This is a genomic window from Rhizobium sp. BK275, from assembly GCF_014193555.1.
Classification (GTDB): Bacteria; Pseudomonadota; Alphaproteobacteria; order Rhizobiales; family Rhizobiaceae; genus Rhizobium.
The window spans coordinates 181,698-205,624 of sequence record NZ_JACHZL010000003.1 but is presented as its reverse complement, the minus strand read 5'-3'; the positions used below and the strand labels follow the sequence as shown (position 1 = coordinate 205,624).

At 59.0% G+C, this 23,927-nt stretch carries 29 protein-coding genes and 1 tRNA gene; 18 read left to right on the top strand and 12 right to left on the bottom strand.

Features of this window, described 5'->3' with window-relative positions; translation table 11 throughout:
* The first annotated feature begins 51 nt into the window (after positions 1-51).
* The gene (locus FHT82_RS10870; protein ID WP_183729741.1) at positions 52-519 is read left to right on the top strand and encodes a hypothetical protein; all 468 of its coding nucleotides are present in this window, start codon (positions 52-54) and stop codon (positions 517-519) included.
* A gap of 121 nt (positions 520-640) precedes the next feature.
* Here the strand turns inward: FHT82_RS10870 and trmFO are convergent, their stop codons facing one another.
* From trmFO to FHT82_RS10845, 5 genes are all read right to left on the bottom strand, one after another.
* Positions 641-2,074, bottom strand: coding sequence for a methylenetetrahydrofolate--tRNA-(uracil(54)-C(5))-methyltransferase (FADH(2)-oxidizing) TrmFO (trmFO, locus tag FHT82_RS10865; protein WP_183729738.1), 1,434 nt, complete (start codon positions 2,072-2,074; stop codon positions 641-643).
* A gap of 76 nt (positions 2,075-2,150) precedes the next feature.
* Entirely contained in the window at positions 2,151-2,465 is a 315-nt protein-coding gene (locus FHT82_RS10860; RefSeq protein WP_183731041.1) for a hypothetical protein, read from the bottom strand.
* Between the two features lie 4 nt (positions 2,466-2,469).
* A complete protein-coding gene (locus tag FHT82_RS10855) occupies positions 2,470-2,709 on the bottom strand; it encodes a hypothetical protein (protein WP_183729735.1) in 240 nt (79 codons plus the stop codon).
* A 124-nt stretch (positions 2,710-2,833) separates the two neighbouring features.
* Entirely contained in the window at positions 2,834-2,977 is a 144-nt protein-coding gene (locus tag FHT82_RS10850) for a DUF1127 domain-containing protein (protein ID WP_112568191.1), read from the bottom strand.
* Between the two features lie 294 nt (positions 2,978-3,271).
* Positions 3,272-3,418, bottom strand: coding sequence for a DUF1127 domain-containing protein (locus FHT82_RS10845; RefSeq protein WP_003558908.1), 147 nt, complete (start codon positions 3,416-3,418; stop codon positions 3,272-3,274).
* An 855-nt stretch (positions 3,419-4,273) separates the two neighbouring features.
* On the opposite strand from FHT82_RS10845, the gene FHT82_RS10840 reads away from it, so the two are divergent.
* The 4 genes from FHT82_RS10840 (at position 4,274) to tig (ending at position 7,886) form a co-directional block, all read left to right on the top strand.
* Complete coding sequence (locus FHT82_RS10840; RefSeq protein ID WP_183729732.1) at positions 4,274-5,377, top strand: DUF2157 domain-containing protein; 1,104 nt, start codon at positions 4,274-4,276, stop codon at positions 5,375-5,377.
* A complete protein-coding gene (locus FHT82_RS10835) occupies positions 5,374-5,964 on the top strand; it encodes a GDYXXLXY domain-containing protein (protein ID WP_183729729.1) in 591 nt (196 codons plus the stop codon). Before FHT82_RS10840 ends, FHT82_RS10835 begins: the two co-directional genes overlap by 4 nt.
* A 154-nt stretch (positions 5,965-6,118) precedes the next feature.
* Positions 6,119-6,203 (top strand) — tRNA-Leu (locus tag FHT82_RS10830).
* 186 nt (positions 6,204-6,389) lie between these two features.
* On the top strand, positions 6,390-7,886 hold the full coding sequence (gene tig / locus FHT82_RS10825) for a trigger factor (RefSeq protein ID WP_183729726.1): 1,497 nt from the start codon (positions 6,390-6,392) through the stop codon (positions 7,884-7,886).
* A 102-nt stretch (positions 7,887-7,988) separates the two neighbouring features.
* On the opposite strand, the gene FHT82_RS10820 is transcribed toward tig, so the two are convergent.
* The 5 genes from FHT82_RS10820 to map form a co-directional block, all read right to left on the bottom strand.
* Positions 7,989-9,770: a radical SAM protein gene (locus tag FHT82_RS10820; RefSeq protein ID WP_183729723.1), complete on the bottom strand. Its 1,782-nt coding sequence runs from the start codon at positions 9,768-9,770 to the stop codon at positions 7,989-7,991.
* A 311-nt stretch (positions 9,771-10,081) separates the two neighbouring features.
* Positions 10,082-11,488 (bottom strand): Si-specific NAD(P)(+) transhydrogenase, encoded by a 1,407-nt coding sequence (sthA, locus tag FHT82_RS10815; RefSeq protein WP_183729720.1) that lies wholly within the window; start codon positions 11,486-11,488, stop codon positions 10,082-10,084.
* 97 nt (positions 11,489-11,585) lie between these two features.
* Positions 11,586-12,176 carry a dual specificity protein phosphatase family protein gene (locus FHT82_RS10810; RefSeq protein WP_183729717.1) on the bottom strand — a complete coding sequence of 197 codons (591 nt, stop codon included), beginning with the start codon at positions 12,174-12,176 and terminating at the stop codon, positions 11,586-11,588.
* Positions 12,177-12,248: 72 nt separating this feature from the next.
* Positions 12,249-13,064 (bottom strand): DNA repair protein RadC, encoded by an 816-nt coding sequence (gene radC / locus FHT82_RS10805; protein WP_183729714.1) that lies wholly within the window; start codon positions 13,062-13,064, stop codon positions 12,249-12,251.
* Between the two features lie 8 nt (positions 13,065-13,072).
* Positions 13,073-13,909 carry a type I methionyl aminopeptidase gene (map, locus tag FHT82_RS10800; RefSeq protein WP_183729711.1) on the bottom strand — a complete coding sequence of 279 codons (837 nt, stop codon included), beginning with the start codon at positions 13,907-13,909 and terminating at the stop codon, positions 13,073-13,075.
* 247 nt (positions 13,910-14,156) lie between these two features.
* Here map and FHT82_RS10795 point away from each other — a divergent pair, with 247 nt between their 5' ends.
* The 3 genes from FHT82_RS10795 to FHT82_RS10785 all read left to right on the top strand — a co-directional run bounded on the left by FHT82_RS10795 (position 14,157) and on the right by FHT82_RS10785 (position 15,436).
* Positions 14,157-14,816 carry a TetR/AcrR family transcriptional regulator gene (locus tag FHT82_RS10795; protein WP_183729708.1) on the top strand — a complete coding sequence of 220 codons (660 nt, stop codon included), beginning with the start codon at positions 14,157-14,159 and terminating at the stop codon, positions 14,814-14,816.
* A gap of 120 nt (positions 14,817-14,936) precedes the next feature.
* Entirely contained in the window at positions 14,937-15,110 is a 174-nt protein-coding gene (locus FHT82_RS10790; protein WP_183729705.1) for a hypothetical protein, read from the top strand.
* Positions 15,107-15,436, top strand: a complete 330-nt coding sequence (locus FHT82_RS10785; RefSeq protein ID WP_183729702.1) for a DUF6105 family protein — start codon at positions 15,107-15,109, stop codon at positions 15,434-15,436. The genes FHT82_RS10790 and FHT82_RS10785 overlap by 4 nt, the downstream gene beginning before the upstream one ends.
* Here FHT82_RS10785 and ruvX read toward each other — a convergent pair.
* Positions 15,376-15,867: a Holliday junction resolvase RuvX gene (gene ruvX / locus FHT82_RS10780; RefSeq protein ID WP_183729699.1), complete on the bottom strand. Its 492-nt coding sequence runs from the start codon at positions 15,865-15,867 to the stop codon at positions 15,376-15,378. The two genes, FHT82_RS10785 and ruvX, sit on opposite strands and share 61 nt — an antisense overlap.
* 178 nt (positions 15,868-16,045) lie before the next feature.
* Here ruvX and FHT82_RS10775 point away from each other — a divergent pair, with 178 nt between their 5' ends.
* From FHT82_RS10775 to FHT82_RS10760, 4 genes are all read left to right on the top strand, one after another.
* Positions 16,046-16,750 (top strand): metal-dependent hydrolase, encoded by a 705-nt coding sequence (locus FHT82_RS10775; RefSeq protein ID WP_183729697.1) that lies wholly within the window; start codon positions 16,046-16,048, stop codon positions 16,748-16,750.
* Positions 16,751-16,875: 125 nt separating this feature from the next.
* Positions 16,876-17,163 carry an Asp-tRNA(Asn)/Glu-tRNA(Gln) amidotransferase subunit GatC gene (gene gatC / locus FHT82_RS10770; protein WP_113295688.1) on the top strand — a complete coding sequence of 96 codons (288 nt, stop codon included), beginning with the start codon at positions 16,876-16,878 and terminating at the stop codon, positions 17,161-17,163.
* A gap of 58 nt (positions 17,164-17,221) precedes the next feature.
* The gene (gene gatA / locus FHT82_RS10765) at positions 17,222-18,703 is read left to right on the top strand and encodes an Asp-tRNA(Asn)/Glu-tRNA(Gln) amidotransferase subunit GatA (protein ID WP_183729694.1); all 1,482 of its coding nucleotides are present in this window, start codon (positions 17,222-17,224) and stop codon (positions 18,701-18,703) included.
* Between the two features lie 106 nt (positions 18,704-18,809).
* Entirely contained in the window at positions 18,810-19,085 is a 276-nt protein-coding gene (locus FHT82_RS10760) for a hypothetical protein (RefSeq protein ID WP_183729691.1), read from the top strand.
* Positions 19,086-19,137: 52 nt separating this feature from the next.
* Here FHT82_RS10760 and FHT82_RS10755 read toward each other — a convergent pair whose 3' ends face one another.
* Complete coding sequence (locus FHT82_RS10755; protein ID WP_183729689.1) at positions 19,138-19,395, bottom strand: YjhX family toxin; 258 nt, start codon at positions 19,393-19,395, stop codon at positions 19,138-19,140.
* Between the two features lie 319 nt (positions 19,396-19,714).
* Between FHT82_RS10755 and FHT82_RS10750 the strand changes: the two genes are divergently transcribed.
* The 6 genes from FHT82_RS10750 (at position 19,715) to FHT82_RS10725 (ending at position 23,899) form a co-directional block, all read left to right on the top strand.
* On the top strand, positions 19,715-20,224 hold the full coding sequence (locus tag FHT82_RS10750; RefSeq protein WP_183729686.1) for a GNAT family N-acetyltransferase: 510 nt from the start codon (positions 19,715-19,717) through the stop codon (positions 20,222-20,224).
* Between the two features lie 76 nt (positions 20,225-20,300).
* Positions 20,301-21,803 (top strand): Asp-tRNA(Asn)/Glu-tRNA(Gln) amidotransferase subunit GatB, encoded by a 1,503-nt coding sequence (gene gatB / locus FHT82_RS10745; RefSeq protein WP_183729683.1) that lies wholly within the window; start codon positions 20,301-20,303, stop codon positions 21,801-21,803.
* A gap of 65 nt (positions 21,804-21,868) precedes the next feature.
* A complete protein-coding gene (locus tag FHT82_RS10740; RefSeq protein ID WP_183729681.1) occupies positions 21,869-22,375 on the top strand; it encodes a GNAT family N-acetyltransferase in 507 nt (168 codons plus the stop codon).
* A gap of 1 nt (position 22,376) precedes the next feature.
* On the top strand, positions 22,377-22,844 hold the full coding sequence (locus FHT82_RS10735) for a GNAT family N-acetyltransferase (RefSeq protein ID WP_183729678.1): 468 nt from the start codon (positions 22,377-22,379) through the stop codon (positions 22,842-22,844).
* A gap of 102 nt (positions 22,845-22,946) precedes the next feature.
* Positions 22,947-23,342, top strand: a complete 396-nt coding sequence (locus FHT82_RS10730; RefSeq protein WP_183729675.1) for an NADH:ubiquinone oxidoreductase subunit NDUFA12 — start codon at positions 22,947-22,949, stop codon at positions 23,340-23,342.
* Between the two features lie 116 nt (positions 23,343-23,458).
* Positions 23,459-23,899: a DUF2155 domain-containing protein gene (locus FHT82_RS10725; protein ID WP_183729673.1), complete on the top strand. Its 441-nt coding sequence runs from the start codon at positions 23,459-23,461 to the stop codon at positions 23,897-23,899.
* Positions 23,900-23,927: the final 28 nt, after the last annotated feature.

Here is a 23,927-nt window from a genome sequence, read left to right as displayed (position 1 = left end):
AAGTCTCGCGCGTTATGTCAGGCATAACCCCATTCTAAACGGAGAATCCGCGTGGGCATTATCGTCTGGTGCGTTCTTTTCGCCATCGTCATCTTCTTCGCCTTCGTGGCGACGCGCATGGCTGCTCAGAACAAGGAAGATGGCCTGCACGACACGGGCCTTGCCATCATCGAGTTCGGCCGTGCATTCCCCAATGAAGCGATCCGCCAGCTTCAGGCGACGGTTGACGGTCAGGCCGTCTTCGTTCGTCTGCACGATAACAAGGCCGGCTTCATGCGCAACATGTCGCGTCACTTCGCCTGTCATCTGATCGAGCCGGGAACGGTGCGCGTTCTTGCTTCCGAAACGGGCAGGGGCCTAAGCATCGAATTTGTCAATGCGCCCTCTCACAACGGCACTTACGAGTTCACCTCCGCCAAGGAGGCGTCAGAAGTGTCGCTCTGGCTGCTCGGCAACTATGTTGCCGAGCCGGATAAGGAATTGCCTGCGCCGAATTCGTCCGCCGCAAACGGCCATTAAAGCGTGTCGCGCAAAAGTGTGCGCGGTTTTGCGATATCGACACGCGTAAAAACAAAGACCTAAAGCACGGCGAGCGAATCTGAAAGATCGCGACGTGCTTTGGTCAAAACAAAATGTAGGCTCAGATGCTTTCGGCGAGCTTGACGTCCTGACCCAGCCAGGCGGCGCAATCTGCAAGCGCTCGCTTGGCAATCAACTGCCGCTTCATGATCGTCTTGTCCTTGCCGCGGAAGCGCTTGACGCCTTCAGGCTTGACGATCGAGCCGGGTTGAAGCTCGGGAAACAGACCGAAATTGATGTTCATCGGCTGGAATGAGCGCTTGCCTGGCTCCTCGTCGGTGACGAGATGTCCGCCGGTGATATGGCCGAGCAGCGAACCAAGCGCCGTCGTTGCGGGGGGGAGCGAAACTGGTTCTCCCTTGCGTTCCGCGGCGGCAAAGCGGCCGGCGAGCAGACCCACACTTGCGCTTTCGACATAGCCTTCGCAGCCGGTGATCTGGCCGGCGAAACGCAGACCGGGACGTGATTTCAGCGTCAGCGACGGATCGAGCAAGGTGGGCGAGTTGACGTAGGTGTTGCGGTGCAGGCCGCCGAGTCGGGCGAATTCTGCATTCTCAAGCCCTGGGATCATGCGGAAGATATCAGCCTGCGCACCATATTTCAGCTTTGTCTGGAAGCCGACCATATTGTAGAGCGTGCCGAGCGCATTGTCCTGGCGGAGCTGCACGACGGCATAGGCCTTCACGGTCGGATTATGTGCATTGGTGAGGCCCATCGGCTTCATCGGCCCGTGCCGCAGCGTCTCACGCCCGCGCTCTGCCATGACCTCGATCGGCAGGCAGCCGTCGAAATAGGGCGTGCCTTCCCATTCCTTGAAGCCGACGGTATCACCGGCAATCAGCGCGTCGACAAAGGCATTATACTGCTCTTCGGTCATCGGGCAGTTGATATAGTCCTTGCCGGTACCGCCGGGGCCGATCTTGTCGTAACGCGACTGATACCAGCAGATATCCATGTCGATGCTGTCGCGATAGACGATCGGCGCGATGGCATCGAAGAAAGCAAGAGAATCCTCCCCCGTTTCCGCCTGGATGGCGCTCGCAAGCGATGGCGCAGTCAGCGGACCGGTGGCGATAACAGCCAGATCCCATTCCCTCGGCGGCAGGCCGGAGATCTCCTCGCGCATGACCGTGATCAGCGGATGTTCCTGGATCGCCTTGGTCACGGCATCGGAGAAGCCATCGCGGTCGACGGCGAGTGCACCGCCGGCAGGCACCTGATGCCTATCGGCCGACGCCATGATCAGCGAACCGGCCATGCGCATTTCCGCATGGATGACGCCGACCGCATTGCTGGTAGCGTCATCCGAGCGGAAGGAGTTGGAGCAGACGAGCTCGGCAAGTCCATCGGTCTTGTGTGCATCCGTGCCGCGCACGCCACGCATTTCGTGCAGGATCACGGGAACGCCAGCATTGGCAATCTGCCACGCAGCTTCAGAGCCGGCCAGTCCGCCGCCGATGACATGAATAGGGGAATAGGAGGAATTGTTGATCATCGGCGGCTGATATCACGCCAGGACATGCGATCCAACAATAGAATCGAAAACGGCGCCGGCCGGCGCCGCAACGTGATTAGCTCTGCTCTCGCGTTCCGGGCGACGCTTCGCGCTGGTCAGCATCTTCGAGATCGGCAGCAACAACGTATGCGTCGCCATGTTCTCGCGCCGCTTCGCGTTGTGCAGCAAGGTTAGGGAGGTCGTCGGGGTTCATTTCTTCAGCGTCTGTGGTGAAGGCGTCTATTTCACCCTTTGGTGATGGACTGCCCTCACGACGGGCATCCAGTGCTCGGGAGGTTTCGTCCGCAATTTCGCGACGACGCGCGTCGGCAGCCGGGCTGTCTTCGGCCCGCGCATCGTCAGTTGCTTTTTCGAGAATGGTTTTGGCCATGATGTCACCTCCAGAAACGGCTGGTCTCGACGGATTGGCGACCGAGCAGATAGCCGATGCTGAAAGCCAGAACGCCGATACCTACAACGACGGAGCTGGCGGTATGGGGATGACCGGCCGCACCCGTTGCAACGGCCTGTACTTCGCGCTTGACGGCAGAGGCAGTATTGGAAGCAGCTTTGCGAATGCCTTCGGGCTTATTCGCCGGCTGGCCGGTAAAGCCGGCATTAAGTCGGTTTGCCATGGTAGTCTCCTTTCGTGAAGGAGAACTGACGGAAGGCTGTAGGGTTCCGATAAAGAAAGAGCAAAGCCCAAAAACGAAAACGGCGCCCGATGGCGCCGTCTTGGAGAATGGTTCGCTCGATGTATTAGCGGAACGAGCGGGATGCGATGTTGCGGATGTCGTAACGGCTGACGCCGATATCGGCAAGCGTCTGGTTGGACAGGTTGCCAAGTTCGTTGAGCGTGCGGCGGTAGCTAATCCAGCTCTTTGCAATGCGGATTGGGTTCATGATCTTTTTCCTCAGATGTCTTGTGCAGGCAGCGGGATCGCTGTCTCTGCGGTTGACATCTATATAATCGAGGTCATCGATATTGTGCAGTGCAAATAAAAGGCGTCTGCTATGCAATTGTGCAATCTGATGCTCGCTAATTATGCAGAGCACGATTTTTGAGCGGACCAAGAATTAATACTTCTGCAACTTTTTCGGCAGTCCGACCGATAGGCAAAAAGAAAACGCCCGCTGCGGAGGCAGCAGGCGTTTTGGGAAGGCAATCTGCTTGGGAGGAGCAGCGATTACCTGTACTTAGCGGGCGGAAGCTTCGCGAGCAACGCGATGGATGTCCGAACGGTCGATGCCGAGGTCATGCAATTCGCGGTTGGTCATGCGGCCGAGTTCGGTAACGGTCTGACGATACTTGCGCCAGTTATTGAAAGAGCGAGAGAAGTTCATGTTAATCCCCTTTCCTAGGGCTTGATCCTGCCAGCAGCCTGTCTTCGGCGCTGACCTCTATTTGATGACCAGAATATATGTTGCGGCGCGAAGAACTAACAGAGCCAAGATTTCAAGCCACCTATGCGTGATTCGCAGAGCTCAGGCCGAGATTCACACGCTTTAGCCATTTTCTGGTCAACGAATAGGCAGAATGATTTTTTCTCAGCCTCCCGGCTTTCGTGGATAGATATTTGGCCAGCTTCCATACCTGCGAAGGGGCTTTTCTCCCGTTGGCGCCTTCCTCAGCGCGTCCTGGTAACTGGTCGTTGGTCGAGCTTCGAAAGCCGTGTCGCTGGCTCTCGGATGAGGCTTAACGAATGCTTCACCTTGATTCTCGCGAAGGCCCGGAAGGGCAGGGTGCTAATCGTTTAATCATCCATTAAGCAAAACGCCCACCGGGGGAGGATCCGGTGGGCGTCGTGATGGTGACTGGCAACTGGGAGGAGGAGTGTTGCCAGTCTATCGCAGGGCGCTGGGAGGAGGAGTGCGCGTCTGCGAATCTCGTCACGGACAAATGGTCCGCAGGCATCCGGCAACCCGGGCCGGGGCGCCATCCCCGTGCTTCGATAAACAGGTAAATAGTATGACTTTTGATCTTTTTGCAGTGCAATATGGTCATGAGGGCTATGCTGTTCATGCATGCCTCTTCTGCGGTAGTTATATATTAGCAATGCCGCGGTTAGTGTTTCGTTAACGGTCGCCCCAATTTAGACCAGGGAGGAATTTGCATATTTCAAATGCCGACGTTTCCGTGCGCCGATCCTGCGCTATAAATGCGTCAGCCGAATATGGCGGATCATTGCGGGGTAGGGCATGTATCGCGGCAGGTTGGAGCGTGATCTCTCGCTCTGGGTGGGGAAGGGACTGCTTGAGGAAAAGACGGCGGAGACACTGCTGGCCGAATATGACGCGCGCCCGGCAAGTTTCAGCCTCGGTCGCGTGCTGATGGGGCTGGCGGCGATATTGCTTGGCGCGGCCCTGCTGCTGCTCGTCGCCTCAAACTGGGAGTATATTCCGCGCCTCGTGCGCGTAGGCCTCATGCTGGCGCTCATCTGGGCGGTTCATATCGGCGCCGCACTTCTTTTTGTACGTGGTGCGCTGGCGACCGCTAACGGTTTGCTTATCATCGGTGCCCTCAGTTTCGGCGGCGCCATCTCCCTTATCGGCCAGATGTATCATCTCTCAGGCGACGAGCAGACGGTCATGTATCTCTGGTTTGCCGTTGCAACTGTTTCGGCAATCCTTTTCCGCTCGGCCGCGGTGACCGTTGTCGCCGGCTTCCTCTCCTGGGCCTCCTTTGCCGTATACATCGAGAATTACGATACGCGTTGGGTCGGCTTCGGTCCCTACGCGCCGCTGGTGATGGCGGCTGTTGTTCTCGGGCTGGTGCGCTTTACGGGCGCCGATCGCGCCCGCCATCTCGCCTATCTGTTGGTCATCGGCTGGCTCGCATGGCTTTATGTACTTTTTGACGAGATTTCCGTGGCGATCGCCTTCGCAGTTTTCGGCATGGCGGCGTTCCTGCTGACGGCCTTGCCCGTCCGCCCGATTTCCACGCTCGTGAGAACGGCGGGTGCCGCTCCGGCGTTCTATAGCTTCCTTGTCGCCATTATGGGACTGTTCCTGCTGCATATGGAAATGGACGAAGGCGGGCGCATGGTCCTGCTTGGCCTGCTGACGCTGGGTGCTGCGGTTGTGGCGATTGTGCTGCATGGCCGCAACAATGGCGCGGTACGCTACCTGGCCTACGGCGCTTTCGCTGCTGAGATGCTCTATCTGGCCTCGGTGACGGTCGGCACGATCCTCGGCACATCGAGCCTCTTCCTGTTTTCCGGCCTGGTGGTGGCAGCCGTTGCTTGGGTCGTCATCCGCCTTGAAAAACGCTTCTCGGCAGGTCGAGTGGAGGAACGCGCATGAGCTTTGCCTTTGCAAGACCGCAATCCACCCGCTTCTATATTATTGCTGCGATTCTGGTCGCTGGCCTGCAGACGCTGATCCTTGGCTATATCATACAGAGCCGCGCTTCAATTCTTGCCGGAGGCACCGAGATATTGCTCAAGACGGCGCCGGTCGATCCGCGGGATTTCCTGCGCGGCGACTATGTGGTGCTGAATTACGACATATCTACCGTCCCGGTCTCGACGGTGACAGGCGGCATTCCGGCAGAAGCAGGCGAGCAGACGCTCTGGGTGCGCCTCAGGCGCCAGCCGGACGGCTTCTGGGGTGTTGTCGAATCGTCGTTCAAACAATTGCCGGCCGCGTCAGACACGGTCGTGATGCGCAGCCTGCCTTTCTACAGCTACGGTCCCGATAACGGCGAAACCATCCGGGTCGAATACGGGATCGAGCGATATTACGTGCCGGAAGGCAAAGGCAAGCCGCTGGAGGAGGCCCGCAACGAGGGTGTCGTTTCGATTGCCGCCAGCGTTTCGCCCTCGGGTGCCGCGCAGATCCGCAGCCTCGTCGTCGACGGTAAGCCGGCCTATGAGGAGCCGCTCTACTGAGAGGCGAGACGGGTGATGGGAGGGGCGCGCTTTTACCCGAAAATCCCTGTCATTTGCCGTTCATTTTTCCTTTGCCTGTTCTAAATCGGGTGATATAGAGACGCCGCGCTCCGGAAGGCCTCATGCGCAGGCATATGCATGCGGTTTTGCGAACGCGGGTATGGTGAAATTGGTAGACACGCCAGATTTAGGTTCTGGTGCCGCAAGGCGTGGGAGTTCAAGTCTCTCTACCCGCACCAAGCTGCCTTGCAGGGCGGGAGGACTGGAACTTGGTTGTCCCGGATACCCGGAAAGCGAGTGCTGTTCCGCTTCGAACGGAACGAACAGGAATTAGAAAAAGCCACGCGCGGCAGTTGGCCGGCGTCGTGCTCACCGAAACGAACGGCGTCTGGGCACGGCCGCCACGGAAATGAAGGTAGGAAGACATGCAGGTTATCGAAACGCTCGCTGAAGGGCTGAAGCGCGAAATCAAGGTCGTTATCCCGGCCAAGGACATGGAAAACAAGCTGAACGAGCGCCTTGCCGACGTGAAGGACAAGGTTCGCATCAACGGCTTCCGTCCGGGCAAGGTTCCGGCCGGTCATCTCAAGAAGCTTTACGGCAAGTCCGTCATGGTCGACCTTGTCAACGAGATCGTCCGCGACCAGCCGACCCAGATCCTGTCCAGCCGCGGCGAAAAGTCGGCCACCCAGCCGGAAATCGACATGACGGAAGACCAGGCCGAAGTGGAAAAGATCCTCGCCGCCCAGCAGGATTTCGAATTCACCCTGTCTTACGAAGTTCTCCCGCCGATCGAATTGAAGTCCAACACGGGCATCAAGGTCACGCGCGAAGTCGTCGACATCTCCGATGACGAAGTCAACGAGCAGGTTCTGAAGGTCGCTGAAAGCGCCCGCGACTACGCTGAAAAGAAGGGCAAGGCTGCCAACGGCGACCGCGTCAAGATGGACTATGTCGGCAAGGTCGACGGCGTTGCCTTCGACGGCGGCACCGATCAGGACGCTGAACTGGTTCTCGGCTCCGGCCGCTTCATCCCGGGCTTCGAGGACCAGCTCGTCGGCCTCAAGGCTGGCGACGAGAAGACCATCACCGTAACCTTCCCGGCCGACTATCCGGCCAAGAACCTCGCTGGCAAGGAAGCCACCTTCGACGTCACCGTCAAGGAAGTTGCAGCTCCAGCCGATGTCGAGATCAACGACGAACTCGCCAAGAAGCTCGGCCTCGAATCGGCCGATCGCCTGAAGGAAATCGTCCGTGGCCAGATCGAATCCCAGTACGGTTCGCTGACGCGCCAGAAGCTGAAGCGCCAGATCCTCGACCAGCTCGACGAGCTGTACAAGTTCGAAACCCCGTCCAAGCTCGTCGAAGCCGAATATAACGGCATCTGGAACCAGGTCAGCAACGACCTCGCCCAGTCCGGCAAGACCTTCGAAGACGAAGACACGACCGAAGAGAAGGCCCGCGAAGAATACCAGAAGCTCGCCGAGCGCCGCGTCCGCCTCGGTCTCGTTCTCTCCGAAATCGGCGAAAAGGCCGGCGTCGAGGTCAGCGAAGATGAAATGCAGCGCGCGATCTATGAACAGCTGCGTCAGTATCCGGGCCAGGAAAAGCAAATCCTCGAGTTCTTCCGCAGCCAGCCGGGTGCCGCCGCTTCGATCCGCGCTCCGATCTTCGAAGAGAAGGTCATCGACCACCTGCTGACCGAAATCAACGTCACCGACAAGAAGGTGACCAAGGAAGAGCTGCTCGCCGACGAAGAAGGCGAAGCTTCCGACAAGGCCGACGCCAAGAAGGCCGCACCGAAGAAGAAGGCTGCCGCCAAGACCGAGGCTTCTGCCGAAGCCGCTGAAGGCGAAGAAGCCGCTGCTCCGAAGAAGAAGGCAGCTCCGAAGAAGAAGGCTTCTGAAGACAGCGCCGAATAATCGGCTCTTTCCTGCTGAAATTCGAAAGCGCTGCCGCATGCGGCAGGGCTTTTTTGTTGGGCTCTGAAACCAGGCGGGCCGTGCGCCGGCCCGGTGACTTTGTCAGACGGCTTTGCGCGTGTGAGTCAGTTCGGCAACCTTCTTGATGTGGCTGACGGCAGCCGTGCCGCCGGCCGTCTTGGTGAAGAGATCCAGAACGTCTTCGTCATCGTCACCCACGGGCGTCAGAGCCTTGTCCGTATAGGTCTTGGCGCCGGCACCACGCGCAATCAGGAAGGCCGAAACGCTGAGGCCGATGATTGTGCCGGCAAGCGAGAGATGCTTGCGGGCGGTATCGAAGACAAAACGCGGCCAGAACAGCAGTGGATGTTCGCGCTTCAGGCCAGGGCGCCGCTCTGAGGGATGTTTTAGGCGCAGAAGGCCGCTCTGCAACGGATGGACATTCTCCAGCGGTACGGTGGTCGCAAACGAGACCAGGACCTTGACGAGACTGCTCAGCTTGATGCCGGTCGCCACAGCGCGGCGCAGCAGGGTCTTCATATGGTCAGGCGAGTAGTAGAGCGACCAAGCCTCCTGGTAGATATCTTCCCATTCCCGCTTGCTCATCTTTGGATGGGCCGTGCAGACATGCTCGACATCGTAGATATTGAGATCGGCATCCATCTCGACGCCCTTCTTCCAGAGAACCTGATGGTCCTCGGAGCCGGGGAGCGGCGTCAGAACGAAGAATTCGATGACGTCGAGCGGAAGCTCTTCCTGAATGATCTTGATGTCGCGGCGGATCGATTCCGGCGTGTCTGCCGGGAAGCCCAGAATATAGCCGGCAAGCGTCATGATGCCCTGCGCCTTCCAGGCAAGCAGCATCTTGCGATATTCGGTGATCTTGTTCTGGTTCTTCTTGGCGGCGGTCAGGTTGTCTGGATTGACGTTTTCCAGACCGATGAAGACGCGGGTAACGCCGGCACGCTTCGATTTTTCGATGAAGTTCGGGATCTTATGGCAGAGCGTGTCTACCTGGATCATCAGGCCGAGCGGAATGCCGTCTTTTTCTCTCAGCTCGATCAGCCGGTCGAAGATCGCTTCCCAATCCTTGTTACGGGCAAAATTGTCGTCGGTGATGAAGAATTTATGGATACCCTGCGCCCAGTTCATGCGCACCAGCTTCTCGACATCGTCGGCGGAGCGGAAACGGGACTTGCGGCCCTGCACGTTGATGATCGTGCAGAAGGAACATTGATAGGGGCAGCCGCGGCCTGCATCGAAACTGGTGCTGAGGCCAAGCGTGCGCTGGATATTGTCTTTCGGCAGGAAAGGCACCGGCGTGCCGCCGATGCCGGGAAGGTCGTTCATGAAATTGTAGAGCGGCTTCAGTTCGCCGGCGGCCGCATCGCGCAGCACCAGCTCCAGCCGTCCTTCGGCTTCGCCGGCAAACATCGAAACGCCCATCTTGCGGCATTCCTCAAGGCCGATCGCATCACCGTCGAGCATCGACAGGCATCCCGATATATGGAAGCCACCCATCGAAACCGGCAGTCCGGCATCGCGGAACGGACGGGCGATATCGAGCGCACGGGGATACTGGTTGGATTGCACGCCGATAAGCGCGATCATCCCGAAGTTGTCGTTGCGCTTGAACTGCGACAGCAGCGCCGCAAAATCGATGCGTGTATTGGTCTCGTCGATGACTGTGATGTCGATTGCAGTATCGGCGCCAAGAATTTGCCGCTCGGCACAATCCGCGGCAATCCCGTAGATGGCTGCCAGCGAATTGGAAGGGATCATTGCCCGCCACCAACGGATCACATAGCCGTCATCGTCATAGTGCGACGGCTTTATCAGGATGAGCTGAAACCGTTTGCGAGCAGCCTCTGAAGTATCGGACAAAATATCTATCTTTCGTTGTGGTCTGCATTGCTGGATTTACTGGTACCGCAGGCCGGTCTACGACATGGATTTCAGGCTGTCGAAAGGCGCACCCCATACTTGGGAAGGCGATAAGCAAAACGCAACAGAACAATGCAGGGTGCGAACACGCTGACCTTACCAATATCTTTTGACATAGGATATAGGTCATCGGCGCAGGGTACAGGCAATCGCCAGTAGCGTGCAACGAGACGCCCCGCGGAGAAATAAAATTAAATATCAGCGACCTGCGTTCTGCCGCTTGGAAAGGCGAGGGCGTTCCCCTCGCTTCCTTAAAGTTCGGACTTTATATCGCCCATGCGGTTCCACGCATCGAGGCCGGCGATTTTGTAGGCTTCGGCAAGCGTCGGGTAGTTGAAGGTATTTTCGACGAAATATTCGACTGTACCCTTCAGGTTCAGCACGGCCTGGCCGATATGTACCAGTTCGGTCGCACCTTCGCCGACGATGTGCACGCCGAGCAGCCGGCGCGTCTTCAACGAGAAGATCAGCTTCAGCAAGCCGGTATCGAGGCCCATGATGTGGCCGCGCGAGGTCTCGCGGAAGCGGGCGATGCCGCATTCATAGGGAATGCCGCGCTCCTTCATTTCCTCTTCCGTCAGGCCGCAGGTGGAGATTTCCGGCACGGCATAAATGCCGTAGGGGAAGTATTTCTGCGGCTCCTTGGCGACGGCGCCGATCGCCACGCGCGCTGCAATACGGCCCTGTTCCATCGAAGTCGAGGCAAGGCTCGGGAAACCGACGACGTCGCCGGCGGCGTAGATGTTCGGTACCGAGGTCTGGAAAGTCTCGGGATTGACCTTCAGACGGCCGCGGCTGTCGGCTTCGATGCCAACGGCTTGCAGGTTCAGCGTATCGGTGGCGCCCATGCGCCCGGCGGCAAAAAGCACCATGTCGGTCACGAGATGCCGGCCGCTGTCGAGCGTCAGCTGCACCTTACCGGTATCAAGCCGCTCGACCTTCTCTGCCTTCGTGCCGAGCAGCAGCTTCATGTTGCGGTCGCGCAGTTGATAGGTGAAGTCCTCGACGATTTCCTTGTCGATGAAGTCGAGCATGGTCGACTTCGGATCGATGACGGTTACAGCTGTATCCAGCGCCGAAAAGATCGTCGCATATTCGATGCCGATGACGCCGGCGCCGATGACGGCCATCGTGCGCGGCAGTTCTTCGATATCGAGCAGCTCGTCGCTGTCGAGCACGGTTTTGTGGTCGAACGGCATGTAGTCAGGTCGGAAGGGCTTGGTGCCGACGGCGAGCAGAATGCTGGCGCCGGTCACCGTCATCGTATCGCCGTCGTCCTTGATGACCTGCAGGGTGTTGGCGTCGACGAAGCTTGCCTTGCCGCGGATGTGCTGGACGCGATTGCGGGCGAACTGGTGTTCGAGCACTTCAACTTCATGATCGAGCGTGATCAGCAGGCGGCGGCGCAGGTCTTCGGCACTGATCTCCTGCTTGACGCGGTAGCTGCGGCCGTAAAAGCCGCGCTCGCGCCAGCCGGAAAGATTGAGTGCGGTTTCGCGCAGCGTCTTGGAAGGGATCGTGCCGGTATGGACGGACACGCCGCCGACACGCTTTCCTTGCTCGATGACCAGTACTTTCTTGCCGAGTTTTGCAGCCTGGATTGCGCCGCGGCGCCCCGCCGGACCGCTGCCGACTACCACGAGATCGTACTGGAACATCTTTAGCCCCGAACTGGAATTGGAATCATATTGCGACGCGAAATGTCGCGCGTTCATCGGTAGCCGGTCAATGTTACAGTTTGTATTCCCGTGCAGTTTAGGAGTTCAAAAAGCCAAACATCGGCTCAAGCCGCTCGAATGTGCGGTCCATTGCGTAGGCGCCGATGAAGAAAAGCGACAGATGGCCGTATGTCAGCGAGATCTGCGACTCCGCCGCCATCTCTCCTTCCTTGGCAATGCCGGCGACGTAGATAGCTGAAGCCAGTCCCGTACGGTCGGCGCCGGCCTTGCAGTGAATGAGCATAGGCTTGGGCGCGGCCGCCATGATCGCCATCAGCTGACGACCTTCCTCGATGGAGAGTTCCTTGGTCGCCGACATGCGGAAATCGATATGCTGGACATTGAGGCCCTTTGCAGCCGCGACCTCGTTGTCGTACCAGGCCTCGCCGCTGCTGTCGCCGCGCAGGTTCAGTACGGTTTTGATGCCGTACTCCTTGACGAGTTCGCCAAGCTTCGCGGGGGAGGGCTGGGCGGAGCGGTACACCTGGCCATCGACGACCGCATGCACGTTGGTCGAAAGCTGCAGGTAGCCGAGATAGAGACCGGTTATAACCAGCAGCAGAAGCGTCAGCCGTATCAGCGATCGAAGGCTCGGCGGCGCGTACAAGCGACCAGGAAAAACGCCCATATTTCCCATCCTGTTGTCAGTCCTTCAGCTTGGAGAACGCCAAAATGGCTTTTTCATGCCCTCGCCGGCGTCCTATATCAAACGCAGGCCTTTGAGGCTCGCTTGTCCGTCTTTGCCGATGATGATGTGATCGTGGATGGCAATACCGAGCGGCTTTGCCGCATCGATGATCATCTTCGTCATGTCGATATCGGCGCGCGATGGAGTGGGATCGCCTGAAGGATGATTGTGGACCAGAATCAGCGCCGTTGCCGAAAGCTCGAGCGCCCGCCTCACCACTTCGCGCGGATAGACAGGCGTGTGGTCCACCGTGCCATGCCCCTGCACCTCGTCGGCGATCAGCGCATTGCGTTTGTCGAGGAAGAGAATGCGGAATTGTTCGCGCGTCTCATGTGCCATGGCCGCATGACAATATTGGACGACCGACGACCACGAGGAAAGCACCTGCTTGCCCTTAAGCTCGCTCTTCAGTGCACGATGGCCAATGGCGGATATCAGCTTCAGGTCCAGCGCCACCGTCTCTCCGACGCCTTTGATTTCCTGCAGCAGTACTGCCGGTGCACCGAAGACGCCGGCAAGTGATCCGAAGCGATCGATCAGCGCCTTGGCGATCGGTTTCGTGTCGCGGCGCGGGATCAGCCGGAAGAGCAGCAGTTCGAGGATTTCATAGTCGGCGAGCGCCGTATCGCCATTCTCACGGAAGCGGTTGCGCAGCCTCTCGCGATGGCCGTGATAATGTTCTTCCCTGCCAGGCAGGGCGGCTTTTTTTGCGGGAGCCGCCGCCTTTGCCGGCTGTCCGAAAAACGCCCGTTCGTCCACGGCGATATCCTCGTCCATGTCGAAAGGCAATTCGTCATCGCCGGTCTGCGGAACGGGACCTTTCGCCATGGAGACCGTCACCCGTTCAGTGACGGCAGGCCCGGCCGGTCGAGACCGGCGGGCGAAAGCGTGAAGATCTCGCAGCCATTTGCGGTCACGCCGATGGTATGTTCGTATTGCGCTGACAGCGAGCGGTCACGCGTTACGGCGGTCCAGCCGTCCGCCAGCACCTTCACATGCGGGCGTCCGAGATTGATCATCGGTTCGATGGTGAAGATCATGCCCTCACGCAATTCCGGTCCTTCATTGGCGCGGCCGTAATGCAGGATGTTCGGCGAATCGTGGAACAGACGGCCGACACCATGGCCGCAGAAGTCGCGCACGACGGAGCAGCGCTCGGCTTCGGCATAGGTCTGGATCGCTTCGCCGATCGCGCCGGTGCGCGCGCCGGGATGAACGGCGGCGATGCCGCGCATCAGCGACTCATAGGTCACTTCGAGCAGTCGCTCGGCAGCGCGTTTGATCTGGCCGACCGGGTACATGCGGCTCGAATCCCCATGCCAGCCGTCGACGACAAAGGTCACGTCGATATTGACGATATCGCCTTCTCGCAACGGCTTGTCATCGGGAATGCCGTGGCAGACCACATGATTGATGGAAGTGCAGGTGGACTTCGTATAGCCGCGATAGTTCAGCGTCGCCGGATAAGCGCCGTGATCCATGCCGAATTCGAAAACGAAGCGGTCGATTTCATTGGTCGCGAGACCCGGCTTGACGATATCGGCAAGCGCATCGAGACAGCGCGCGGTCAGCTGGCACGCATCGCGCATTCCCTCGAATGCTTCGGGACCATAAAGCCTGATGGCGCCGGTATTCTTCGGCGGCGCGGAGGAGGCTTCGATATAATTCACCATTGCAAGGCCTTAGCAGAAATTGTCGTCTCTTTTCATAATGCAGCTATGCCGGGTTCGTCCATCGCGATCAACCGCATGGGCAAGATTTCTCGGACGCGTGATAGCGATGAGAAGATGCCGCCGGGCCGCCCACCAGCGTCTGCAGAGCTGCGGATCATCAATATCCACAGTCTTCTCAATTAGATAGGATTGTAGGCGGAAAATTCCGCTGTTACTCACCGATTGGTGACAGACCGGGGTTGACCGAATGCTGAATGAAAGTGCCGTGGCCGTGCTCGAACAGACGGGTGCTGCTGAACCTGAAAAGCGCATCCGCGACAGAAGCGCGACTGAGCGCGCTATCCTGAAAGCCGCCAAGAATCTGCTGGCGGAAGAAGGCTTCCAGAATTTCGGCATCAATGCCGTCGCCCGCCGCGCCGGCTGTGATAAACAGCTCATCTACCGCTATTATGGCGGCCTCGATGGCCTTGTCGAGGCGATCGGCGCCGATCTCGGCAATTGGGTCAAAGATCGCATCCCTGAAGATACCGGCGGCATGTTCCTCCTGACCTATGGCGACCTCATGGAGCGGCTCTCGCTGCTTTTCCTGGAAGCTCTGCGCGACGATCCTCTGATGCGGCGTATCGTTGCCTGGGAAATTTCGGAAAATACCGAGCAGGTGAGGCGCCTTTCCGAAGCGCGCTCAAAAGCGCTCGGACTGTGGCTAGATCGCATGCGCGGCTCGCTGACGCCGCCGAAGGGCATCGATACGGCAGCCGTCAATGCGCTGATCTTTGCCTCGATCCAGCATCTTGTGCTGTCAGCAGCGGCCGGCGGTCAGTGCGCGGGTTTGGTTTTGAAGAACGGCAAGGACTGGGAGAAGGCGGCAGGTGCGTTGAAGCGGCTGGTGCGCGGCGTCTACGGCTGAATAATCCACAGCCGGCGCCCGGGCATTAACCTTAACAATTGGTTTACGTTGCGTGACGCTGGTTAACCCGCCAGTGTGGTGTCAGGTAGAAATGTAACGAATGTGGACCCGAGTTCAGTGATGGGAACCAGAGCAGCCAGAACCGCGTTGCTTGTCGCGGCGATGATGTTTTTCGCCGTGCTGGCGCTGGATATCACGGTACCCACGCTCGTTCTCTGCATCATGGCATCGTCGGTCTGGCTCGTTTCTCTTGATATGCCGGTCCTGCGCAAGCACGAAGGAGAGGCCGCATGAAGTGGTTTCTGATCTTCTGGGCCGGTCCGATCGTCTTCTTGGCGGGATGGTACTGGCTTTCCTATTACGATCTGAACTTCGGCATCTTCATGCTGACGCGGCAGGTCCATGACCTGACATTCCAGGTTTACGGCAAGGTGCTCGGCCTGCCGCCGCAGGAAATCCCGCCGCTCGTCGCCCGCGCCATCGCCATCGACAGCCTCGTCGTCTTCGCCATCATGGGCTTCCGTAAGCGCCGTCAGATTGCGGCATGGTGGAAGGCGCGTCACGCCTCCGTATCGTCTGCCGACCTCGCCAGCAAGGAAAGCCTATCAAGCGCTCCCTGAAGGATGAAGCTTGCCGCAGCCGAATCGATCCGTTCGGCGCGTTTTGCCCGTGAAACATCCATTTCCAGCAAGGCTCGTTCTGCCGCCACCGTCGATAGCCGCTCATCCCAATAAATAAAGGGAAGGGCGGTTTTCTGCTCCATGTTGCGCACGAAAGCCCGCGTCGCCTGAACGCGCGGCCCTGCCGATCCGTCCATATTCATCGGCAGGCCGATGACGAAGGCTGAGACTTTTTCTTTCGTTGCGAAGGCCAGCAGGGTCTCGGCATCGATGGTGAATTTCTCGCGCTTGATGACCGGGCGCGGCGTCGCAAAGCGGCGTCCGAGATCGGACATGGCAAGACCGATCGTCTTCGTGCCAAGATCGAGGCCGGCAATTGCCTGTCCGGGGCCGAGTGCTTCGGCCAGTTCCTCGATCGTCAGCACCGTCATTGTCGTGTCATCCTGTCAAAAGAAATTGAACCGCCCACCGCTTTTCTTTGCGGCCATATCGGCTATGTCCTTAGAGCAATTCCAGAAAAAGTGCGAAACGGTTTTCCGGCCGGAATTGCTTTGAACCATTCTGGCTCCGAAATCGTCTTTTTGCATCACGTAATAAAGGAGACTTTTCATGAAGATCACCTGGCTCGGCCATGCTGCTTTCCGCATCGAGACGAAAGCCGCCAAAATCCTGATCGATCCCTTCCTGACTTATAACCCATCCTTCGCCGGCCAGGATATCAAGGACGTGACCAACGGCATCACCCACATCCTGCTGACCCACGGCCATGCCGACCATGTCGGCGATACGGTCCAGATTGCCAAGGAAACCGGCGCCGTCGTTCTTGCCAATGCCGACCTTGCTTCCTGGCTCGGCTCCAGAGGAGTCGAGAAGCTCGAAATGGGCAATACCGGAGGCACCGTCTCGCTCGGCAGCTTCAGTGCGACTTTCACCAATGCATTGCACTCTTCCGCCCAGATCACCGAAGATGGCGTTTCCCATTCGCTCGGTAATCCGAACGGCCTCGTGCTGCATTTCGAGGACGAGCCCAGCCTCTTCCATATGGGCGACACCGATATCTTCTCCGACATGGGGCTGATCAACGAATTGCATCAGCCGGATATCGGCATCGTCCCGATCGGCGACCGCTTTACCATGGGCGGTGCTGTCGCAGCGCTTGCCTGCCAGCGCTACTTCAACTTCAAGACGGCCATTCCCGGCCACTACGGCACTTTCCCGATCATCGACCAGACGCCGGAGAAATTCATTGCCGGCATGGAGGCTTCCAAGACCGAAGTGAAGGCGCCGAAGCCCGGCGAAAGCTTCTCGCTCTGATGCATAACTCCTCGAATCCAGGTGGATTTGAGGAGAGGAATTCTGCGTAGCCGAAAAGGCAAACCCGTTGCACAGGACGGACAGGGTCTTTATAGCGATAGGAAAATTCCTATCCGGAGAATGCCATGTCCGTCGATCTCGCCACCGTTAAGCGCGTTGCGCGCCTTGCCCGTATTGCCGTCTCGGAAGAAGAGGCAAATCGCATGGTCGGTGAGCTGAATGGTATCCTCGGCTTCGTCGAGCAGCTTTCCGAAGTTGACGTCGAAGGTGTCGAGGCTATGACCTCGGTCACGCCGATGGACATGAAGAAGCGGACCGATGTCGTCAATGACGGCAACAAGGCCGCCGATGTCGTTGCCAATGCGCCTATCACTGACCACAATTTCTTCCTGGTGCCGAAAGTCGTCGAATAAGGCGCTCAACGCCTCTTTCCGACCCTGTTGCCATTTTCAGATCTGAAGCGAAAACACGATGAGCGAACTCACCAGCCTGACCATTGCCGAAGCCCGCCAGAAGTTGCGCGCCAAGGAGATCACCGCCAGCGAGCTGACCGAAGCCTATATTTCGGCGATCGATGCGGCCAATGGCCAGCTCAACGCCTATATCAAGGTCACGCCGGATCTCGCACGCCTCATGGCGAAGAATTCCGACGAGCGCATTGCCGCCGGCAAGGCAGGTGATCTTGAAGGCATCCCGCTCGGCATCAAGGACCTGTTCGCCACCGTTGGCGTGCACACCCAGGCCTGCAGCCACATTCTCGATGGTTTCGAGCCGCGGTATGAATCGACGGTTACCCAGAACCTCTGGGACGACGGCGCCGTCATGCTCGGCAAGCTGAACATGGACGAGTTCGCGATGGGCTCTTCCAACGAGACCTCGTATTATGGCGCTGTCATCAACCCCTGGCGGGCTGCGGGCTCCAACCAGCAGCTCGTTCCCGGCGGCTCGTCCGGTGGTTCGGCCGCAGCCGTTGCCGCTCATCTCTGCGCCGGTGCGACCGCCACTGATACCGGCGGCTCGATCCGCCAGCCGGCAGCCTTCACCGGCACCGTCGGCATCAAGCCGACCTATGGCCGCTGCTCGCGCTGGGGCACGGTTGCCTTCGCCTCTTCGCTCGATCAGGCCGGCCCGATCGCCCGCGATGTTCGCGATGCCGCAATCCTCCTGAAGTCGATGGCCAGCGTCGACGCCAAGGACACGACCTCGGTCGATCTGCCGGTTCCGGATTATGAGGCCGCCATCGGTAAATCGCTGAAGGGCATGAAGATCGGTATTCCGAACGAATATCGCGTCGACGGCATGCCCGAGGAGATCGAAGCCATCTGGCAGCAGGGCATCGCCTGGCTGAAGGATGCCGGTGCCGAGATCGTCAACATCTCTCTGCCCCACACGAAATACGCCCTTCCGGCCTACTACATCGTGGCGCCCGCCGAAGCCTCTTCGAACCTCGCCCGTTATGACGGCGTGCGCTACGGGCTACGGGTCGACGGCAAGGATATCGTCGATATGTACGAAAAGACGCGCGCCGCCGGCTTCGGCCAGGAAGTTAAGCGCCGCATCATGATCGGCACCTATGTTCTGTCGGCCGGTTACTACGACGCCTATTACCTGCGCGCCCAGAAGGTTCGCACGCTGATCAAGCGCGATTTCGAACTCGCCTTCGATGCCGGCGTCGACGCCATCCTGACGCCGGCCACCCCGTCGTCCGCCTTCGGCGTTGCCGACGAGAACCTCGCCGCCGATCCGGTCAAGATGTACCTGAACGACATCTTCACCGTGACGGTCAACATGGCCGGCCTGCCGGGCATCGCCGTCCCTGCCGGTCTGGACCATAAGGGCCTGCCCCTCGGCCTGCAGCTCATCGGCAAGGCCTTCGACGAGGAAACCCTCTTCAAGACCGCCCATGTCATCGAACAGGCGGCCGGCAAGTTCACGCCGGCCAAGTGGTGGTAACAGATCTAACGATCCAATCAATCTTCGCGATTGAAGAAAAGCAGGCGCCGTCTCGGATTTCGAGGCGGCGCCTGTTATAGAGGGAGGACTTTGCGGGGAGGGCCTCATGCCGAAACGGGATCTTGCGCGATTGATCGAGGCCTTTGATCGCCTCGCTGCCAGCGGCTTTAAGATGGGCGCGGAGTGGGAGGCGGTTCACGAAATCTGCCAGAACCATGAAGGCGAACAGCCCTTCGACTGGGGCCACGCGCTTTGTCATCGCGTCGAAGGCGACGACTGGAACGCCGGCTACTGGTATCGCCGCGCCGGCAAGACGGTCGGCGCGGGCACGATTGCCGAGGAGTGGACGGCGATGCGTCCGGAGCTTTCCGAAAAGCTCTGAAACTCTGTCGGCCGCACAGCAACTTTGCTGCACGGCCAAGCTCTTGTCAGCCCTATCTGTTGTCGAGCTGCGACCTGACCAGTTTCAGCCCTCTGTCCGTGATCCGATAAGGCTGGCCGGCGGAAGATTTGATCGCCTTCAGCCGTTTCAGCTTACGGAAAAGCTCCAGACCGAAGCCGGGATAGACCCAGCCGTCGCGGGTGAAGCAGTTCACCGTTTCGATCTTCTTATTGTCGTCGCGGGTAATTTCGATACGGCCGCCCTGGGCCATAAGGTGCAGGATGCGCTGTTCTGCGCACGAGATGTCCATTGCTGTTGATCCGGAAACACGCCTTAGTAAAGGCGCACAAAAACGACCTGGCGTTCGGGCTTGCCGATACGCCGCGGCTTCGTTTTTCGGGTCCATGCGCGCGAGCCTGTGCTTGCGGGCAGGGACCTTTACCGGGACTCAGACAGGTTAGACATAAAACACCTCTGGCGCGTCTTTTATCAGCAACCACGATCCGGTCAAGCCGGACGAGGCTTGCGCAGAAAAGCCGATCGAAATGCTTTCCCCTTTTATCTCATTGGAGGCACTGGAAAATTGCCCGACTCAATGGTCTACTCTCTGTTGTAGAGCGGAGGTGCCATTGATCCACATTCGCAATGCCCGCGAAGGCGAAACGGAACTCTTGAGCGAAATCGGCTTACGAGCCTGGCAAAGAGCGATGGCATTGATCGGCGAATCGGACGCCATGACGGATGGAGCCCGCAGCGCCTTCCGGACTTTTGTGGACAATAACTGGCTGACCATCACTGTCGTCGAGCAGAACGGACAGGTTGCCGGTTGGGCTGCGCGCGAGGGGCTGGACGAGACGATTTCCGACTTCTGGATCGACCCGAGCTTCAACCGGCAGGGGCTCGGCACCGCTCTGCTGGAGCGTATCGAGGCCGATATTCTGGAGCAGGGCTTCGAGGAGGCGGCAATACAGACCCACTCGGGAAATTCCGAGGCGATCGCCTTCTTTCAGAAGCACGGTTATTCGATCCACTGGCTCTCGGTCGCCTATAATCCGAAGCTCGATCGTGACGTACCGTCCGTCGGGCTCACCAAGCATCTCGGCCCGCAGGAGCCGGAAGGTTACGGCCCCGGTTTCTAACCGTTGAAAGCCTTGCACCGGCAGGCCATTTCCTTTACCTCACCAGTTGAAAAGAACAGCCTTCGAAGAGCATCTCATGACCATTGTCGACGTTCGCACGCCCGATCCGAAACGTTATATCCCCGGCGCCACTGGCGATTGGGAAGTCATCATCGGCATGGAAGTCCATGCCCAGGTGCTCTCCAATTCCAAGCTTTTCTCCGGCGCTTCGACGGAATTCGGCAAGCCGCAGAATTCGAATGTCTCGCTGGTCGATGCCGCCATGCCCGGCATGCTGCCCGTCATCAACGAGGAATGCGTCAAGCAGGCGGTGCGCACCGGTCTCGGCCTGAAGGCTGAGATCAACAAGCGCTCGGTCTTCGATCGCAAGAACTATTTCTATCCGGACCTGCCGCAGGGCTATCAGATCTCGCAGTATAAAGACCCAATCGTCGGCGAGGGCAAGATCGTCATCTCGCTCGGCCCGGATCGTCAGGGCCAGTTCGAGGATATCGAGATCGGTATCGAGCGCCTGCACCTGGAGCAGGACGCCGGCAAATCGATGCACGACCAGCATCCGACCATGTCTTATGTGGACCTGAACCGTTCGGGCGTGGCGCTGATGGAAATCGTCTCCAAGCCGGATATGCGCACCTCCGATGAGGCCAAGGCCTACATGACGAAGCTGCGCTCGATCGTGCGCTACCTCGGCACCTGCGACGGCAACATGGACGAAGGCTCCATGCGTGCCGACGTCAACGTCTCCGTGCGCCGCCCGGGTGAGCCTTTCGGCACGCGCTGCGAAATCAAGAACGTCAACTCCATCCGTTTCATCGGCCAGGCGATCGAATTCGAAGCCCGCCGGCAGATTGGCATTCTCGAGGATGGCGGCACGATCGATCAGGAAACCCGCCTGTTCGACGCGAACAAGGGCGAGACGCGGTCCATGCGCACCAAGGAAGATGCGCATGATTATCGCTATTTCCCCGATCCGGACCTGTTGCCGCTCGAATTCGACGACGCCTTCATCAGTGATCTGGCCCAACATCTGCCGGAACTGCCCGACGACAAGAAAGAGCGTTTCGTTCGCGAGCTCGGTCTCTCGATCTATGACGCTTCCGTGCTCGTCTCGGAAAAGGCGATTGCCGATTACTTCGAAGCTGTTGCCGAAGGCCGCGACGGCAAGACGGCTGCCAACTGGGTCATCAATGACCTGCTCGGCGCACTGAACCGCACCGGCAAGGATATCGAGGAGACGCCGGTTTCTCCGGCCCAGCTCGGTGCCATCATCGACCTCATCAAGGCTGAGACCATCTCCGGCAAGATCGCCAAGGACGTCTTCGAAATCATCCTCAACGAAGGCGGCGATCCCGCCGAGATCGTCGAAAGCCGCGGACTGAAGCAGGTGACGGACACCGGCGCGATCGAAAAGGCTGTCGATGAAATCATCGCCGCCAACCCGGATCAGGTTGCCAAGGTCAAGGCGAAGCCGACGCTTGCCGGCTGGTTCGTCGGTCAGGTCATGAAGTCGACCGGTGGCAAGGCCAACCCGCAGGCCGTGCAGGCTCTCGTCAAGGCTAAGCTCGGCATCGAGGAATAAGCTGAAGGCATTAGCCGAAGCGTGCGAAGCGGTTTTCGAATGGCCGATGCCGTAAGGAGAAGGTCTTGGTTTATTTCGTCCGAACGGCCAGCGAGCGCGATCTCGATAAGGTGCGAGCCCTCTTGGTCGAAAGCTTCCATGCCGCCTATGACGCCGGCTATGGTGCCGCAAAGGTCAACGAACTGGTCGCTCATCTCTTTTCGCCGGCTGCGCTGAAGGCGCGGCTGGCGAAGAAAAATGCCGAGTTTCTCGTCGCCGACGATGGCAGGGATATCGGCGGCATGGGCTATGCGGCGATGTCGGACGAAACGACGAAGACCGTCATGCTATATCTCCTCTATGTCCGACCCGGCCTGCATCGGCAGGGCATTGGCCGCGATATTTTCGCGGAGCTCGAAACCTGCTTCCCGGACGCAGAGATCATGCGGCTGGAAGTCGAGGTGCAGAACCACAAAGCCATCCATTTCTATGAGCGGCTCGGTTTCGTCGAAGCCGGCAGTAACGAGAACGACGGTCCCGGCCAGTCCGGCATCCCGACGCTGGTCCTCGAAAAGGTGCTCGAGCTCCACTGACATGGCATTTGGCGACATAATCATTCGCGAGGCGCGTGAAAGCGTTCTGTCGGCCTTGATCGCAATGTTTGCCGCCAATCCGCTCGGCGGCCATGGGGATACGACCGATCCGAAGGCTTATCCGGATTATATCAGCGCCTTTGCGACGATCGCTGCATCGCCGAACCAGACGCTCTATGTTGCCGAATGGAATGGAGAAGTCGTCGGCACCTTCCAGACGATGATCACCACCTCACTCAATGGACGCGGCTCGTCCGCCATGATCATCGAGGCGGTGCAGACGCGTGCCGATCTGCGTGGGCAGGGCATCGGTGCTCGGATGATCGAATTCGCCATTGCCGAGGCGAAAAGTCGCGGCGTGCGGCTCGTCCAGCTGACATCGAATGCAGTGCGCAAGGATGCCCATCGTTTCTATGAAAGGCTGGGTTTCAAGCCCTCGCATATCGGTTTCAAGATGGCTCTGAAATGACCGTCGTTTCGGCGGGAATCACTGGACAATTCGGGTTGGCGGCGGCATAAGCGAAAAAGCCTATCTGCTTTCGTCCGCGTCCTGCGGCCACGAGGAAAAGACATGATCAAGTTCCTGCTGCACACCTTCACCTGGTGGAACAATTACACTTTCGGCACGCTGTTCGCCCTTCGCGGCTTCAAGCGCGTTGGTGAAGACGAGTTAGGCAATGTCTATTACGAAGGCGGTCTTTCCTCCTACGGTCTGCCGAAGCGCTGGGTGATCTACAAGGGTTACGCCGAAGCGTCCGCCATCCCCCCGGGCTGGCACGGCTGGATGCATCACCGCACCGACGTTCCGCCGTCGAAGGAAAATTACGCTGCCAAGGAATGGCAGAAGCCCCACCGCGCCAACCCCACGGGTTCGCCGCAGGCCTATCGCCCGCCGGGCTCGCTCTCGGTTGCCGGCGAACGTCCGCGCGTGACCGGCGACTACGACGCATGGACACCTGGCAACTGAGAGTCAAGCAATCGATGGCGGGGTCTGCCCCGCGCTTTGGCCACAATTGACCTTTACCCGCAGGTTGGCCGCAATCGCGCGGCCGTGAACCTGATATGTGCTGGAGACGGGTAGATATGAAGCTTTCCCTGCGAAACATGGTCCTGCCGGCTGCGGGAACTGTATCGCTGTTGGCGCTTTCCGCCGCGCTTCTTTCCACTCCCGCGCAGGCTGCCCGTATCGATAATCCGGTCGCCGTCTTCTCCGGCCTCGACAAGATCACCGGCCGCATCACCACCTTCGATGTCTATGTCAACGAAACGGTCCAGTTTGGCGCGCTACAGGTTACGCCGAAGGCGTGCTATTCGCGCGACCAGTCGGAAGCCCAGAAGATCGATGGTTTCGTCGAAGTCGACGAGATCACGCTGGACCGCAAGATCCGCCGCATCTTCACCGGCTGGATGTTTGCCGACAGCCCCGGCCTCAACGCCGTCGAGCATCCGATCTATGACGTCTGGCTGAAGGACTGCAAGCAGAACTCCGACGTCCCGCCACCGGACAGCGCTGGCGCGAAGTAAGAGCACACGCCTGATCGACCGGGCTTTC